General features: G+C 56.3%; 11 protein-coding genes and 1 tRNA gene. 7 read left to right on the top strand and 5 right to left on the bottom strand.

Annotated features, from left to right (window positions below; genetic code table 11):
* The first annotated feature begins 79 nt into the window (after positions 1–79).
* Positions 80–895, top strand: a complete 816-nt coding sequence (gene otsB / locus N675_RS09750; protein ID WP_038039169.1) for a trehalose-phosphatase — start codon at positions 80–82, stop codon at positions 893–895.
* On the opposite strand, the gene N675_RS09745 is transcribed toward otsB, so the two are convergent.
* A complete protein-coding gene (locus tag N675_RS09745; RefSeq protein WP_038039168.1) occupies positions 892–2,361 on the bottom strand; it encodes a M81 family metallopeptidase in 1,470 nt (489 codons plus the stop codon). The two genes, otsB and N675_RS09745, sit on opposite strands and share 4 nt — an antisense overlap.
* A 118-nt stretch (positions 2,362–2,479) precedes the next feature.
* Here N675_RS09745 and accD point away from each other — a divergent pair, with 118 nt between their 5' ends.
* The 5 genes from accD (at position 2,480) to N675_RS09715 (ending at position 9,338) form a co-directional block, all read left to right on the top strand.
* The gene (gene accD / locus N675_RS09740; protein WP_051914539.1) at positions 2,480–4,264 is read left to right on the top strand and encodes an acetyl-CoA carboxylase, carboxyltransferase subunit beta; all 1,785 of its coding nucleotides are present in this window, start codon (positions 2,480–2,482) and stop codon (positions 4,262–4,264) included.
* 466 nt (positions 4,265–4,730) lie between these two features.
* Positions 4,731–5,672, top strand: coding sequence for a carbohydrate ABC transporter permease (locus tag N675_RS09730; RefSeq protein WP_231577998.1), 942 nt, complete (start codon positions 4,731–4,733; stop codon positions 5,670–5,672).
* Entirely contained in the window at positions 5,669–6,544 is an 876-nt protein-coding gene (locus N675_RS09725) for a carbohydrate ABC transporter permease (protein WP_051914538.1), read from the top strand. The genes N675_RS09730 and N675_RS09725 overlap by 4 nt, the downstream gene beginning before the upstream one ends.
* A gap of 43 nt (positions 6,545–6,587) precedes the next feature.
* A complete protein-coding gene (locus N675_RS09720; RefSeq protein WP_051914537.1) occupies positions 6,588–8,042 on the top strand; it encodes an extracellular solute-binding protein in 1,455 nt (484 codons plus the stop codon).
* A 141-nt stretch (positions 8,043–8,183) separates the two neighbouring features.
* On the top strand, positions 8,184–9,338 hold the full coding sequence (locus N675_RS09715) for an AI-2E family transporter (protein ID WP_051914536.1): 1,155 nt from the start codon (positions 8,184–8,186) through the stop codon (positions 9,336–9,338).
* Here N675_RS09715 and lysS read toward each other — a convergent pair.
* The 4 genes from lysS to N675_RS09695 form a co-directional block, all read right to left on the bottom strand.
* Positions 9,335–10,885 (bottom strand): lysine--tRNA ligase, encoded by a 1,551-nt coding sequence (gene lysS / locus N675_RS09710; RefSeq protein ID WP_038039165.1) that lies wholly within the window; start codon positions 10,883–10,885, stop codon positions 9,335–9,337. The two genes, N675_RS09715 and lysS, sit on opposite strands and share 4 nt — an antisense overlap.
* 63 nt (positions 10,886–10,948) lie before the next feature.
* A complete protein-coding gene (greA, locus tag N675_RS09705) occupies positions 10,949–11,416 on the bottom strand; it encodes a transcription elongation factor GreA (RefSeq protein WP_038039164.1) in 468 nt (155 codons plus the stop codon).
* Positions 11,417–11,609: 193 nt separating this feature from the next.
* Positions 11,610–11,683, bottom strand: a tRNA-Val gene (locus tag N675_RS09700).
* Between the two features lie 69 nt (positions 11,684–11,752).
* Entirely contained in the window at positions 11,753–12,145 is a 393-nt protein-coding gene (locus N675_RS09695) for a RidA family protein (protein ID WP_038039163.1), read from the bottom strand.
* A 161-nt stretch (positions 12,146–12,306) separates the two neighbouring features.
* Here N675_RS09695 and N675_RS09690 point away from each other — a divergent pair, with 161 nt between their 5' ends.
* On the top strand, positions 12,307–14,658 hold the full coding sequence (locus N675_RS09690) for a VanW family protein (protein ID WP_038039162.1): 2,352 nt from the start codon (positions 12,307–12,309) through the stop codon (positions 14,656–14,658).
* Positions 14,659–14,666 lie beyond the last annotated feature (8 nt).

The following is a 14,666-nucleotide window of genomic DNA, read 5'->3' as shown; positions in this document are numbered from 1 at the left end:
CCGGACACTCCCGGCGCGCCGGGGGTAGTATACGATGAGAGAGGCGCGGATGGATGTATGTTTCATGGTGATATGACCAATGATGGATGCCGTTTGTCGTCAGCGTCTCCTGCCGGTCTTGCGCTCTCCCCGTGCTGGTCTTTGCTGTGATTTTGATGGCACCGTCAGCCCAATTGTGCAAGATCCAGCGGCTGCGACCATTCATCCAGCTGCCCGCGCTGCCCTCGCGCGGCTTCGGCAGTTGCTGGCATGCGTTGCTCTGTTGAGTGGGCGGCAGGTTGATGACCTCCGTGCTCGTGTGGGGTTAGACGGCATTGTCTACATTGGTGAGCATGGGGCCGAATGGCTCACCGATAGCACCCGCTGGGTTATGCCAGAAGCAACGGCTGCGTCGCAGGCTATCGCGTTGCTGGCCAATGAAGCGCGGGAGCGTTTTGCGGCGCTTGGTGTGCTGGTTGAGGCGAAGCGCTTTTCGCTGAGCCTTCACTATCGCACGGCTCCTGCACCTGAGATTGTTCGCCAGCAACTTGAAGATTGGGTGAATCAGCGAGTTGCCCACACATTTCCTTCTCTTCTTACGGTTACCCGTGGACGCATGCTCGTGGAGGTGCGTCCTCGGAACGAGGTTTCGAAGGGGCAGGCCATTCAGGACCTGGTTCGTCGTTTCTCCCTACGATCACTCGTCTTTTTTGGCGACGATCGAACTGACCTCGATGCGATGCATGCGGTTCGCGCGTTACGCGCTGCTGGTCAGTTCACTGGTGTAGCTGTTGGGGTAGCCAGCGCTGAGGCGCCGACTGAATTGACTGAGATCGCCGATCTCCTCCTTCCTGGGGTTGACGCTGTTGCTGACTGCCTCATGTCGCTTGCTGATTCGCTTGCTTCGTCGCCTTAAAGCGGATCAAGTGGCCACAGCGGACGTGGTAAACGCGTAAATCGATAGAAGGTGAACTCCGGCGTGGTAATACCTGGTGTTGCTACCGGTAAGGCGAGACGGTGAGGCCAGGCTGCTCGAAACGCGAGCGCTGACTTGACGACCAAGAGGTTTGGTATCGGATCAATGCCGATGGCGGTGAACAGACCGGGATCAGGTACGACCGGGCGCTCGGTCAAGATCACCTGAACATGCCCTCCGTGCCGTGCTGCAAGATCCAGGAAAGCAATCCCGCCTGCATCATCGTCAAGCCCGGCTCCGTCTCCACGTTCTCGTCGAAATCGCCCAGGGGCTAGAGCACGAACCTCGCCCTGGACATCAATCGGATAGCCGCCTCGCGTATCGCGTTTGCCGCCGATTGCGCCGTTAAATGCTCCGCCAACACCCACGCGTTGGGCTTGCGCGAGGGCCTCGGCGTCGGCGATGGCAACGAGCAGCCCTTCGTGGACGCCCAGGTCGAGCATGGCCCAGAGGGCTGCTGTGCCTTCGGCCGGCCCACCTGCCTCCGGGACATCGCCGAGCTCTGCGAGGCAGAACGGTGTTGTGGGATCGGCCATCGCTGTGTGGACAGCTTCTTCGATGTTCCATTGTGTTTGTGCAAGGTCATTGCGTGTGTGCCAAAGCTTCTCAGCGAACGCTGCTGCTCGCTCATGTGCAGCAGCTGGTCCACGGGCATCACTGGTGAATACGGTAGCTCCGGCCCAGGGCACATCAGCCTGTGGAAAACCGAAGAACAGGCTCGTTAACGCGCACTGTTCTAGATCCTCACTCTCGCGCACTTCCTGAAGCAGGCGCTGTAAAGGGGGATAGCCGGTCCATTGCCAGGAGAGCGGAAGGAGGAGGGGAATGCGCCGCATTGCCAGAGCAGGTCGACGCTTACTTTTTCCGATTGTTGCAAGTGCGACAATGAGCTGGCGTGCTCGCTCTGCTTTGTCGGTTGCTGGAGCCGTTCCTGGGCCAACCACGATATCGACGACGCTTGGCAGTTCAAAAGACAGGTTTGCCGCATGATCGAAGAGAACGCCGATCACTGGCTCCGGTCCGAGCCAACTTCGCAATGCCTGGAGAATTGCTTGATCACCGTGGGTTCCCTCTTGGGTTGTTAACGCGCCGGAAAGTTCGATGAAGATGCCGTCGAGTGGCTGCGCGGTGCGAACGGCCTGCTCAAGGGCGGCAAGCGTGTCCCGAAGGTCTGTGTCGGGAACAGGGCCTCCCGCCTCGCCATCAACGGCAAGAAGCGGGACTGCTGCGATGCCAAGGTCGTGACAGGCAGCGAGGGCGCCACCGAGCGCGGTTGCCGTGTGAGCAAAATGGGTGCTGAGTGCTTCGCCGACATACCAGCGTGCACCATCTTCGCGGCGTAACCGCCCAGGTTGGCGTGCGAAGGTGTTGCTTCGTTGCATGATACGGACGAGCCCGATCCGCACATTCCTATCCTTTCCCCACTACTGCGCCGATGTATTCACGTTCATCGCTACCGTGTGCTTGTCCGTACGGTATCATGGAGCTAAAGCGCAGGGAACGGCTTCATGGCAGGAGGCGAGTGTGAGCCAGGCAGAGCAGCAGGCAGCCAGCACCGCAGTCACCGACGTTGCACCGCAGTGTCCCAAGTGCGGTGCTGATCTGTCCAACGATGAGACCTATGCCCGCTATCGGGTATGTGGAGCATGTGGTCACCACTTTACCCTTTCTGCCGATGAACGTATCCGCTTGCTCGTTGATCCTGGGTCGTTTCAGGAATTTAACCGTCATCTTGTCTCGGTTGATCCGCTGGTCTTCTCTGATCGACTCCCGTACCGTAAGCGAATTCTCCAAGCCCGCGAGCAAACTGGCTTGCGCGAAGCCGTGGTAACGGGGATTGCACGGATTCGTGGGCATGAGGTTGTGCTGGCTGTGCTTGATTTTCGCTTTCTTGGCGGGAGCATGGGCTCCGTCGTTGGTGAGAAAATTACACTCGCCTTTGAACGTGCCGCGGAGCGACGTCTGCCAATTATCACTGTCGCTGCATCAGGTGGGGCTCGGATGCAGGAAGGCATCCTGAGCCTTGTTCAGATGGCGAAGACAACGGCGGCCGCCAAGCGTGCCCATGATTCGAACGTACCCTATATCTCTGTGTTGACGCATCCGACCACTGGTGGCATCTATGCCTCTTTCGCCAACCAGGGCGACATCATTCTTGCTGAACCCGGTGCGCTCATCGGCTTTGCTGGTCCGCGCGTTGTGAAGGAAACCGCGCATACGGAACCGGTGCGTTCGCATTCCGCGGAGTTCTTGCTGGAGCATGGCTTTGTTGACCAGGTGGTTGATCGTCGTCGTCTGCGTGACACCATCGCCCTGATCCTTCGCCTTCTTCAGGCGCGTGCTGAACTGCCTGAGCGGACAACGGCCTCGCCAATACCACAGGAGCGTCCTACTCGCCGGGCGTGGGAGGTTGTCCAGCTTGCACGTCGACCAGATCGCCCCACCACGCTTGACTATATTCGCCGAATTAGCCCGCAATTCGTTGAACTCCACGGTGACCGCCTCTATGGCGATGACCCGGCTATTGTCGGCGGGATCGGCGAAATTGCTGGCCATGGCGTCATCATCATTGGCCATGAGCGAGGTCATGGTGACCCAATCCGTCGGAATGGGCAAGCATTGCCGGAAGGCTACCGCAAGGCAATTCGTCTCTTTGCGCTCGCGTCCCGACTGCGTCTTCCCGTGCTTACGTTCATTGATACACCGGGCGCTTACTTGGGTGAAGGTGCTGAAGAGCGGGGAATTGCAAGTGCGATTAGCGAATCGATTGCGGCGATGACCTTACTACCAGTGCCGACAATTGCCGTCATTATCGGTGAAGGCGGCAGTGGCGGTGCGCTTGCCCTTGCTGTCGCGGATCGGGTGCTCATGCAAGAGCATACGATTTATAGTGTGATCTCTCCTGAAGGGGCTGCGGCGATCCTCTATCGCGATGCCGCGCGGGCTCCTGAGGTTGCTGAATCACTCAAGATTACGGCGGCTGACCTGAAACGCTTCGATGTTATTGACGATATCGTCCCTGAGCCAGAAGGCGGCGCGCACCGAGATCCGGACTATGCAGCTGCGCTCTTACTCGACGCGATTGTCCGGCATCTTGGTCAGCTGGTTGATCAGCCGCCTGAACGGCTTATCCGCGAGCGCTGGCGGAAGTTCCGCCGCATGGGACAAACCAACACCTATTTACGCGAGTTAGTCACGCAAGAAGTGAGTGAGTTAAGCGCGCTTGTCAGCCGAACCTTTGGCTCGCTTCGTGAGCGACTCCCATTTACCCATGATGACACCGAGGAACACCTGGTTACTCCATCATAGTGCGCAGTTGTAAGCGTATTCGCCGGTCGAATCTCTCTTGTGTAGCACAGCGAAGATATCTGCAACCATTCGCTGTGCTTTTGTTATTTTGTTATTTGGGGCAGGATTACCGTAGTTGCGAAAATGTTTTGTCGGCGGCGGCTCGTGGTCAACGACGAGTCTATCTTCAAGGAGAGGAAATCAAGCTCTCCCGATTCGATCCGACAAGTGTCTATGCGACCACCGGTAGCCTGCTTTTTCTGTGTCTTGTTCTTGTCTGAAGGTTTCCCGGTGTTGTGCCAGACCGGTGTTGTGCCAGAGTGGTGCATGATCATACATGACCGGGGCTGTGGCTTCCGATTCGGCCTTCCTCTTGTCAACAACCAAGTCCTTTGGTACGATAAAGCTACTAAGCCGTGGATGTGGTAGATTCCCAACTACTGTGCTGGCCGTATCGTGCATGGGTAAGTGAGGAGGGCAGGTTCCGGTGGCAAAGCCGGTGAGTGAAACGGCGGTGCCGCTTATTCGGCCAGAAGCTGCAGTTGCCCGGCCAAAGCGCGCGATCCCCTGGGAATTCTGGCTTCTTCTTCCTGCGGTCATCTATATCTTTCTCTTAATTGGCTTTCCCCTCATTCTTTCAATCTATTACAGCCTCAGTCATATTTCCGTGGGTCGGCGAGATTTCTCTTTCGCCGGTCTGGCTAACTTCCGCGCTATTCTTCATGATGGCATTTTTCTCCAAGCGCTTCGCAATACCGTACTGATTACGATAGCTGTGCTTGTCATCGTACTTATTTTGGCGACGATTCTCGCCACCATCTTGGCAGCGCGGTTCCGAGGGAGGGCCGTTGTCCGGTATCTGTTGCTCTTACCTTGGGCTGCTCCAGTCGTGATGAGCACGATCGCATGGAAATGGATTTTTGACTCGCAGTACAGCGTGATTAACTGGGTGCTTCGCCAGTTGCATATTATCGGCCCGTATGAATTTCCGCAGTGGCTTGGTGTTCCCAAACTCGCAATTATTTCCATTATTATGGTTCAGGTCTGGCGCATCTTGCCGTTCGCTACCGTCATTACCCTTGCAGGAGTCAATGCCGTACCGAAAGAGTTACTTGAGGCGGCGTTGGTTGATGGTGCCGGCTTTTTTACACGGCTCTTTCAGATTACCTTGCCGATGATTCGCCCGATCATCGGCGTCGCCGTGCTGTTCACTGCACTTTTTACCTTCACTGATATGGCTGTGGTGTGGATCTTGACACGTGGCGGTCCCTATAATTCCAGTCACGTCCTTGCAAGTTGGGCATTTCAAGTGGGTATCGTCGCCGGTGACCTTGCTCAGGGTGCTGCCATTGCCTTGTTTATGCTCCCTGTTCTTGCTGCAGTCGCTGTCTGGGTGCTGCGTCTTGCCAGCCGGGAGGTGACCGAATGAGCACGGCTCAAGCGCGGCCGCAAGCACCTGCTCATCCCTTGCGGTGGTACGTACTGCGACTGATTGTGGTTGCTGTTCTCGCCGTCTTTCTCGTGCAAGCACTGTTTCCTTTCGTCTGGATGGCAATTACGGCATTTAAGCGTGATAGTGACCTCTACAACCCAACGCATAATCCGTTCTTCTTCAATGAGCCACCGACGCTTCGTCAATTCTCAATTCTCTTTCATGAGACGAAGTTCAGCCATTGGGTTGTGAATACTGCCTGGATTGGACTGCTTACTGTTATCATTACCCTTGCGCTCAGCGTTCCAGCCGGATACGCCCTTGCACGCTTGCGGGGACGGCTTGGTCAGCAACTGGCGATTGCCATTTTCTTAACGTATCTCATTCCACCAACCCTGCTCTTCCTGCCACTCTCTCAGGTTGTGAGCTGGCTCAAGCTTCAAGATAATGATTGGGCTCTCGTCTTGACCTATCCAAGCCTCAGCGTGCCGTTCTGTGTCTGGCTGCTCATGGGATTCTTCCGTTCTCTCCCGCAGGAGCTTGAGGAAGCTGCGCTCGTTGATGGGGCTGGGCGGCTTTCCGCATTTACTCGCGTGCTTCTACCGCTCGCGCTGCCGGGACTCCTGACCGTCGTGATCTTCACGCTCACGGTTGCGGTGAACGAGTTCATCTACGCGCTTACATTCGTTTCGATTTCCGACTTGAAAACCGTGAGTGTTGGTGTGCCGACGGACCTGATTCGTGGTGACGTCTTCTTCTGGGGCGCGATCATGGCCTCAGCACTCGTGGTCAGTCTCCCAGTCGCCTTGCTCTACAACGCGTTTTTGGATCGCTTTGTCGAAGGGCTGACGGCTGGGGCACTGCGGTAACGTGCGATCGGTGGGTGGCGTTGAGACGTGAGGGGGTAGTGCAATGAATGCCTTGACCCGACGACGGCTCCTTCAGTGGGCTGCGGCAACCGCTGCTACCGGCTTGCTTGCAAGCTGCGGTGGTGGTGGGGCGACGCCGACACCTGCACCGCAATCAGGCGGTGGCGCACAGGCAAGTCCAACCGTAGCAGCGACATCGGCCGCTGCAACTCCAACGAAAGCCGCAAGCACCGCGGCAGCAACACCGACGGTAATAACTACTTCGCAGGCTAAAGGCACTGGTACGCTCAAGATTCTTCAGTGGAGTCACTTTGTGCCCGATTATGATAAATGGTTTGATCAGTACGTCCAGAAATGGGCCCAGCAAAATAATGTGACAGTCGTCTCTGACCATATTAACTATGCCGACATTCCGGCCCGTGCGGCAGCGGAAGTTTCAGCGCAAAGTGGGCATGATCTCTTTGCGTTTGGCTTCCCACCGGCCCAGTACGAAACAGAGGTTGTGCCACTCAACGACCTTGTCAGCCAATTGAAGCAGAAATATGGGGATCCTTATCCTCTCTACGAACGCTCCTGTCATAATCCGAAGACCGATAAATGGTTTGCCTTCATGGACTTCTGGGCCGTCGACCCGATTCTGTACCGGACCGATCTCTTCCAGCAGGTCGGCGGTAACCCTGACACCTGGGAAGGTATCCTCGAAGCTGGCCGCAAGCTCAAGCCAAAGGGCACGCCGATCGGCATTGGTTTCTCTCCCGAAATTGATACTGGCATGGCAATGCGCACTATCATGTGGGGCTTCGGCGCGTCGATTCAGGATGCGAATGGAAACATCGTGCTTGACTCTCCGGAAACCCGCGATGCACTCAAGTTTGCCGCCTCACTCTTCAAAGATGCCGAAACGGAAGAAGTGTTGGCCTGGGATGCATCATCCAATAACCGCTTGCTTGCCTCGGGACGTGGCGCCCTAATTCTCAACGCGATCTCGGCTCTCCGGACGATTGAGAGCACATATCCTGACTTAGCGAAGAACGTCGGTGTTGCGAAGACCCCTGCTGGCCCGAAGGATCGTCGTGGCTCAGCCCACTGGTTGAACTGCTTCGTTATCTGGAAGTTTTCGCCAAATGTTGACCTGGCCAAGAAGTTTTTGCTGGATCTGGTTGATAACTATAAGGAAGCATTTACCGCAAGTCGTTTCTATAATGTTCCATCGTTCCCCAAGGCTGTGCCCGATTGGCAGGAGCAAGTGAAGAATGATCCGAAGGCGACACCACCCGATAAGTACGCTGTACTTGCTACGGCTCCTGACTGGACCGTTAACATCGGCTACCCGGGCTACATGAATGCGGCTGAAGCGGAGATTTTTGACCGCTGGATTATCAACGACATGTTTACCAAAGTTGCCACGGGCAAGGCGAGTGTCGATGATGCGATCAGCACTGCCGTGCAACAGATTAAAGATATCTTCAACAAGTGGAAGCAGCGTGGGCTTCTCTAACGCAGTCGTTTCCACAAAGGCCAATCATGTGTTGACACCCCCAGCTATGCTGGGGGTGTCGTTGTCCGACCGATGTGGCAAGATCGTAGACAATCAAGAGACGCGTTCAGTAGTTGTCCACAGTACATGAAGGACATTGCGATGATCGAGCGCGTTCAACCTCGTCCACAACACGACCTTTCACCACCTTCTTCTCCTTGGCGGACGCCGCGCTTCTGGCGTGGCGTGATGGTTGCGCTCGCTGTCGGCCTTGTTGGCTGGATGCTATGGCGCGCGCGGGGAGCATTGATTCCCTTTGCGATTGGTGCACTCATCGTGTACCTTCTTGCCCCGCTCGTCGCGCGCATTGAACAGCAGCTTCCCTTTGCACAGCGCTCTCCGGGCCTGGCTCGAACCATTGCGATCCTAGTGAGCTATTTGCTCTTCTTCGGTGGACTTGCTCTGGCCGGCTATATTCTTGTGCCACCGCTCCTGGAGCAGGCGATCCAGTTCGTGACAAATTTTCCCGACTATCTCCGCAGTCTTCTCCAAGCAGTACCGCACCTTTCTGCTCGGCTCGAGCAGGGCTTGCCGCCACGTTTGCAAATACAAATCGAACGTCAGGTTGAGAGCTTGGTTGGGGTACTCTTTTCGATAACGCGTCCAGCGCTCCTGGCAACGGTTACGGCTGTCAGCGCGCTCTTCGGGTTTTTCTCTGCGCTGGTGCTGCTCCCCTTCTGGATCTTCTATGCTCTCCGGCACGAACGCCAGGCACTTCACTGGTTTTATGGTCTCTGGCCGGTGCAGTGGCAGGATGATGTGCGTGCCATTGTCCACATTATTGATCGAACATTTGGCGCCTATATTCGTGGTCAACTTTTCCTTGGTGTGGTGATTGGCACAGCGACTGGCCTTGCAATGTGGGCGATTGGCTTGGCGCAACCGCTTGTCCTTGGACTTATTGCTGGTGTGCTCGAGCTCGTGCCATTGCTTGGCCCGATTTTGTCTTTCCTCGTGATCGCCGTCGTTGCACTCGCCACTGATGCCGACAAACTCTTTGCTGTCGCGATTGCGTTTATCGTTATCCAGCAACTTGAGAACAACTTGCTCGTTCCGCGCGTTCAGGGACGCGCTGTGCAATTCAATCCGGCGATCGTCATGCTGTTGCTCGTGATCGGCGGCGCGATTTGGGGCTTACTTGGAACGCTGTTAGTTGTCCCGATTGCCGCTGCTTGTCGTGATGTCTATCGATATCTTTACCGCCGACTGCGCGAAGCCGAACTGGCAAGTCACTCGAATGCGCGGCAGTTGGACTAGCCAGTGTTGATTGAAGTTTCTTCCGCGATATACGGGGTAAGGGCTTCGGTAAGTCCTAGCGGCGTTGGCTTCACGCGGAGTTGTGGGAACAAAATGACCTCGCGGATCGCTTGTTGGTTGGTGAAGAGCATGACGAGTCGGTCGATGCCGAGGCCAAAACCCCCCGTCGGGGGCATGCCGTACATCAGTGCATTGACATAATCTTCGTCAATTGGCATCGCTTCCTCGTCGCCGCGGGCGCGATCCCGTGCCTGCTCGAGGAACCGGGCCAGTTGGTCAAGTGGGTCATTGAGCTCGGAGTATGCGTTCGCGAGTTCCATCCCGCCAATGAACAACTGGAAACGCTCGACGAGTCGAGGATCTTCGGGCTTACGCTTCGCGAGTGGAGAAAGCGCGACAGGGTAGTCATAAAGAAACGTTGGTGCGATAAGCCGTGGTCGGACGAATGTCTTGAGCAATTCATCAATGATTCGTGGCCAGACCGTTGTGGGAGTCACGTCAGCACCTAACGCTCGTGCTCGCTCGTAGAGTGTCTCTTGCTCAGTAACCTCAAGGAAATCGATGCCGGTGGCTTCGCGCAATGCCTCACGCAGTGTCATCCGCCGCCATGGAGGTGAGAGGTCAATTGTCGTCTCGCCCCATTGAATCTGTCGTTGCCCAAGTGCAGCATCGGCGGCAGCAAGAATAAGCTCCTCACAGAGGTTCATCACTTCTTGATAATCGGCATAGGCCATGTAGAACTCGAGCATGGTGAATTCGGGCGAATGCCGTGAATCGATGCCCTCATTCCGGAAATCTTTGCAGATCTCGTAGACCCGCTCGTACCCGCCGACAAGAAGGCGCTTCAGATACAGTTCGTCGGAAATCCGAAGATAAAAGGTTTGATCAAGTGCATGGTAGTGGGTTGTAAATGGACGAGCTGCGGCTCCTCCATAGAGGGGCTGTAATGTTGGCGTTTCAACCTCCAGGAAGCCGCGCTCGTCAAGAAACCGACGGATCGCGCTAATGATCCGCGTGCGTGTGACGAAAAGTTGCCGTGTTTCTTCATTCGCTAACAGATCAACGTACCGTTGTCGATATCGGGTTTCAACATCACTGAGCCCATGCCATTTGTCAGGCGGAGGTTGCAATGCCTTGCTCAACAAGCGGATGCTGGTTACCTGGAGGGTAATTTCACCGGTGCGGGTACGAAACAGGTGACCATGGGCCTCAACAAAGTCATTGAGGTCCAGATACCGCTTAAACCAGGCAAATTGCTCGCTGCCCAGCACATCCTGGCGGAGATAGAGTTGGAGAGCGCCATAGCCATCGCGAATGTGGCAGAAAACGAGTTTCCCCATGTCCCGGATTGCAGTGAGCCTTCCGACAACGCTAATGCCCTCGGGGTCGGGCGCCCCCTGGAGTGCTGGCTCGCGCTCGAGAAAGCGAGCGATGGCTGCTTGCGTTGTGTGTGTTCGCGTTGCTCGCGGGGGATAAGGGTCGACTCCCTGTTGGCGTAAAGCCTGGAGCTTTGCAAGCCGTTGCTGCTGCTGGTCGTTCAGTGGCATACCCCACCTCTCCCCAGATGATGCCGGGGCTAGGATACCACGTGCTTATCCACTGCCTTGGCGTTACTCAATGTGTTTGATGGTGAGACGTGTTTCGCCGCCAGGGGCTTGGACGACAACGGTGTCTCCGACGCGTTTTCCAAGCAGAGCTGAGCCCACAGGTGACTCGACGGAGATGCGACCCTGCGAGGCATTTGCTTCTTCCGGGCTGACGATCACCCAGGTTTCTTCGATGCCCTCATCGTCAACCACGGTAACGCGCGCGCCGAGATGAACCCGTTCTCGGTCACCAGCCGTCACGATCTGCGCCCGGCGGAGAATGTGTTCAATCTCCCGGATTCGCGCTTCAGTATGAACCAGCTCTTCCTTGGTATCTTCGTACTCGCTATTGTCTGAGATATCGCCTTCATTGCTCAGCTGCTGGAGCCGATCGACGAGCGCGGGAAGCTTCACCGTGCGTAAGTGCTCAAGCTCCTGCTCAAGCTGAGCTTTGCCTTGCGGTGTCAGTACGACTGGGCGTTCGCGAACCATCTCCCACCCTCTCTACCCCGCCAGGCGCTCTCGGAAATCCGGACCGTGAAGATGCCGCGTTCAGAACGTTAACACATGCGGAGCGCTTTCGGGGTACTTGTATGCATCAAGCGCGTCCTGTAAGCGCTAGCTGCCTCGCTCCGGTAAGACAAACGGCAGCGACTCTCGCTGCCATCCTTCCCAATACACAAAGTGGGTGAGAAGGGACTTGAACCCCTGACCTCGCGGATGTGAACCGCGCGCTCTAACCAGCTGAGCTACTCACCCAGTTCCTGGCCGATAGTCTATCATGCTGATTCGCCAGTATGCAAGGACGGTCGTGTTCTACGCGAGCCCCTAAGCAGTTTCGGGCACGATAGCGATGCACTCGATCTCGACACGTGCACCGGCTGGCAAGCTGGCGACTTGTACCGTGCTACGTGCTGGAGCGCTTTCCCCGAAATACTCGGCATAGATTTGGTTAAATGTCTGAAAGTCGCCAAGGTCAACAAGGTAGCAGGTTGTCTTCACAACATGCGCAAAGCTGCTGCCAGCTGCTTCAACAATGGCCCGGAGATTCTCAAGAACCTGCCGCGTTTGCGTTGCGATGTCATCACCGACGAGTTGACCCGTGTGTGGGTCAAGCGGAATCTGTCCTGCCGTAAAGAGGAGTTGGCCGAAGCGGATGGCTTGCGAATAGGGCCCGATTGCCTTTGGGGCTAATGGTGTTTGAATAACCTGTCGTTCCACCCTTGTTCCTTCCGCGTGTACCTATCCCTGCCGGAATGTACCAAGCTTCCTTGCACGAGGCAAGGGATGGATCTCGGGACCTGTGGTACACTCAGGCCGGCAGCACGTCGCGTGATGGAAGGAAGCCACTGAACAGGTGGCGAGGGGGACAACGGCAGAGCATGGCGGATATTGCACCGGCAAGGCAGTGGTCAATAGCACAACAGCGCGTCTGGCATGTTAGCCAGCGCGCCCTTTTGCTTGTTGCAGCGACGCTCGCGCTTCTCTGCATGCTGAGTGGTGCTGCTGTCCTTGCCTATGGCTATGTCTGGCATGGCAAGATCTATCCCGGTGTTACTGTTGCGGGAATCCCTGTTGGCGGATTAACGCAACAACAAGCTGAGGCTCGCATTGCAACCGAGCAACAAGCCTTTGCCCAACGAACGATTACCTTACGTGCCGACGGACGAGAGTGGCCGCTTGCGCTTGCCGACTTACATGTCATGATCAATCCCAGCCAAGCTGCTGACGCTGCGTATCGCTACGGTCGTACAGGTGATCTGTGGCACGATTCTGCCGCTTGGGTGCGTGCTCGCTTGTTTGGCGCTGCTGTCTCGAGTGCCGTTACCATTGATCCAGCCGCATTCGTTAAGCAACTTGCTCCCATTGCTGAAGGAGTTGCGCAGCCACCAGTTGACGCGCACTTTACGTTTGATGGCAAAGGTATTCAAATTGCTCCTGATCATCCCGGCCGCGGTATCGATGTTGCCACGCTCTATGCTATGCTCGTCGATCGACTTGGTCAGCGTGACACTGCCGCAATCGCTGTACCATTTGTGACGATTAAACCAACGATTACGGCGGATACCTTAAAGCCACTGTTGCCGCAGGCGCAGGCCGCGTTTGGGCAGCCACTGGTGTTGGTGGCAGGTGACCAGCGTTGGGCTATCCCACCATCAGATCTTGTGCGGCTCTTCACCATTGTCACTTCGTCAAATGGGAATCCGACGATTCAGCCAGTTGACCGTGCAGCTGTCGAAAGCTACCTTGCTACGCTGCGCGATCATGTTTCACAAGCACCACGAGACGCAACTGTTCGCTGGCAGGGTGGACGATTTGTCGTTGTTCCGCCGCAGCCCGGACAGGTGCTTGATCCGGCAGGTTCAGTTGATGCCATCGTTGCAGCGTTGCAACAAGGGAAGCATGACGTTGTCGTGCGAACAGTTACCAGGCCTGCGGCGGTGACAGCCGAAATGGCGCAGCAGGCAGCAGATCGCGCCCAGTCTTTGGTCAATGCTCCGCTTACCCTGCATTGGGGCACGAATGGCACTGCTACACTACGTCCTGACCAAATGGCGCAGTTGCTCACCTTTGTGCCGAAGAACGATGCCAGCGGGGGTGTAGCGGGGCTTGATGTGGCGGTTGATGACGCTGCAGTAAGTCGCCTCCTCCAGGATCTTGCTCCCAACGTCCATGTTGACGCGCGGGATGCTCAACTGCGTTATCTCAATGGCCAGGTCAAGGTTGTTGCGCCTGAACAACCGGGCCAGGATCTCGATGTCGCAGCCTCAGCTTCTACACTCAAGCAAGCGCTGATGGCTGGGCAGCGGGACGTGCAGCTTACTGTGAAGACAACGCCGCCAAAGATTACTGCAGCGATGGCATCACAGATCCAAATCCGCGAGAAAATTTCCTCAGGTGCGACATACTATGGTGGTTCGGTTCCGAATCGAAAGTACAACGTTGAACTAGCTGTTCAACGGGTCAACGGGGCGCTTGTGCCACCCGGTGGGGTATTCTCCTTTGATGCGACGGTTGGTCCAATTGATCTGAAGTCCGGCTTTAAAGTTGGCTACGGCATTGTTGCGACGAACGGCCAGGTTGCTACTGTGCCTTCTGTCGGTGGCGGTGTCTGTCAGGTCTCGACGACACTCTTTCACGCGGCATTTTGGGGCGGTTTCCCGATTGTGGAGCGCAATTGGCATCTCTATTGGATTCCGCTCTATGGACAACCACCAAGCGGCTTAACTGGCCTTGATGCGACCGTTGACACTGACTATGGACTTGATTTCAAGTTTCGGAATACGACCAATGACTGGATCGCGATCGTCGCAACTGCTGATGGCCAGTGGGTGCGATTTGAAATTTGGGGAACGAAACCGAACTGGCGTGTCGAGGTCGATAATCCTGTCATTACGAACGTCGTGAAAGCTGATCCAACACCACGCGTTGAAGTTTCTCCCGATTTGCCACCCGGTGCTCGGGTCGTCGTTGAAGAGGCGCGTGATGGTTTTGATGCGATGATCCATCGCCGGGTTTACCAGGGGGATCAGTTGATTGATGATCTGGTGCTCAAGAGTCACTATTTGCCGTCGTCCAATGTGACGCTCGTTGGGCCGTCGCCGAATCAGCCGGCATCGTCGAGCACGCAGCCGGCTCCAGAGCCTATACCGTCACCAAGTCCGCAGCCGTCGACGACACCAACGCCGACGCCAGCGGCAAAGCCATCGACGACGCCTACCCCGTCACATTAGACGGAGGA

This window comes from Thermorudis peleae, from assembly GCF_000744775.1.
In the GTDB taxonomy this organism is placed as follows: domain Bacteria; phylum Chloroflexota; class Chloroflexia; order Thermomicrobiales; family Thermomicrobiaceae; genus Thermorudis; species Thermorudis peleae.
This window is presented reverse-complemented; position numbering and strand designations above follow the sequence as displayed.

What these genes read in the sequence shown, in the direction of transcription:
- otsB (WP_038039169.1), top strand. Translation starts at nt 80, where the DNA reads ATGATGGATGCCGTTTGTCGTCAGCGTCTCCTGCCGGTCTTGCGCTCT.
- N675_RS09725 (WP_051914538.1), top strand. Translation starts at nt 5,669, where the DNA reads ATGAGCACGGCTCAAGCGCGGCCGCAAGCACCTGCTCATCCCTTGCGG.
- N675_RS09720 (WP_051914537.1), top strand. Translation starts at nt 6,588, where the DNA reads ATGAATGCCTTGACCCGACGACGGCTCCTTCAGTGGGCTGCGGCAACC.
- N675_RS09715 (WP_051914536.1), top strand. Translation starts at nt 8,184, where the DNA reads ATGATCGAGCGCGTTCAACCTCGTCCACAACACGACCTTTCACCACCT.
- lysS (WP_038039165.1), bottom strand. Translation starts at nt 10,885, where the DNA reads ATGCCACTGAACGACCAGCAGCAGCAACGGCTTGCAAAGCTCCAGGCT.
- greA (WP_038039164.1), bottom strand. Translation starts at nt 11,416, where the DNA reads ATGGTTCGCGAACGCCCAGTCGTACTGACACCGCAAGGCAAAGCTCAG.
- N675_RS09690 (WP_038039162.1), top strand. Translation starts at nt 12,307, where the DNA reads ATGGCGGATATTGCACCGGCAAGGCAGTGGTCAATAGCACAACAGCGC.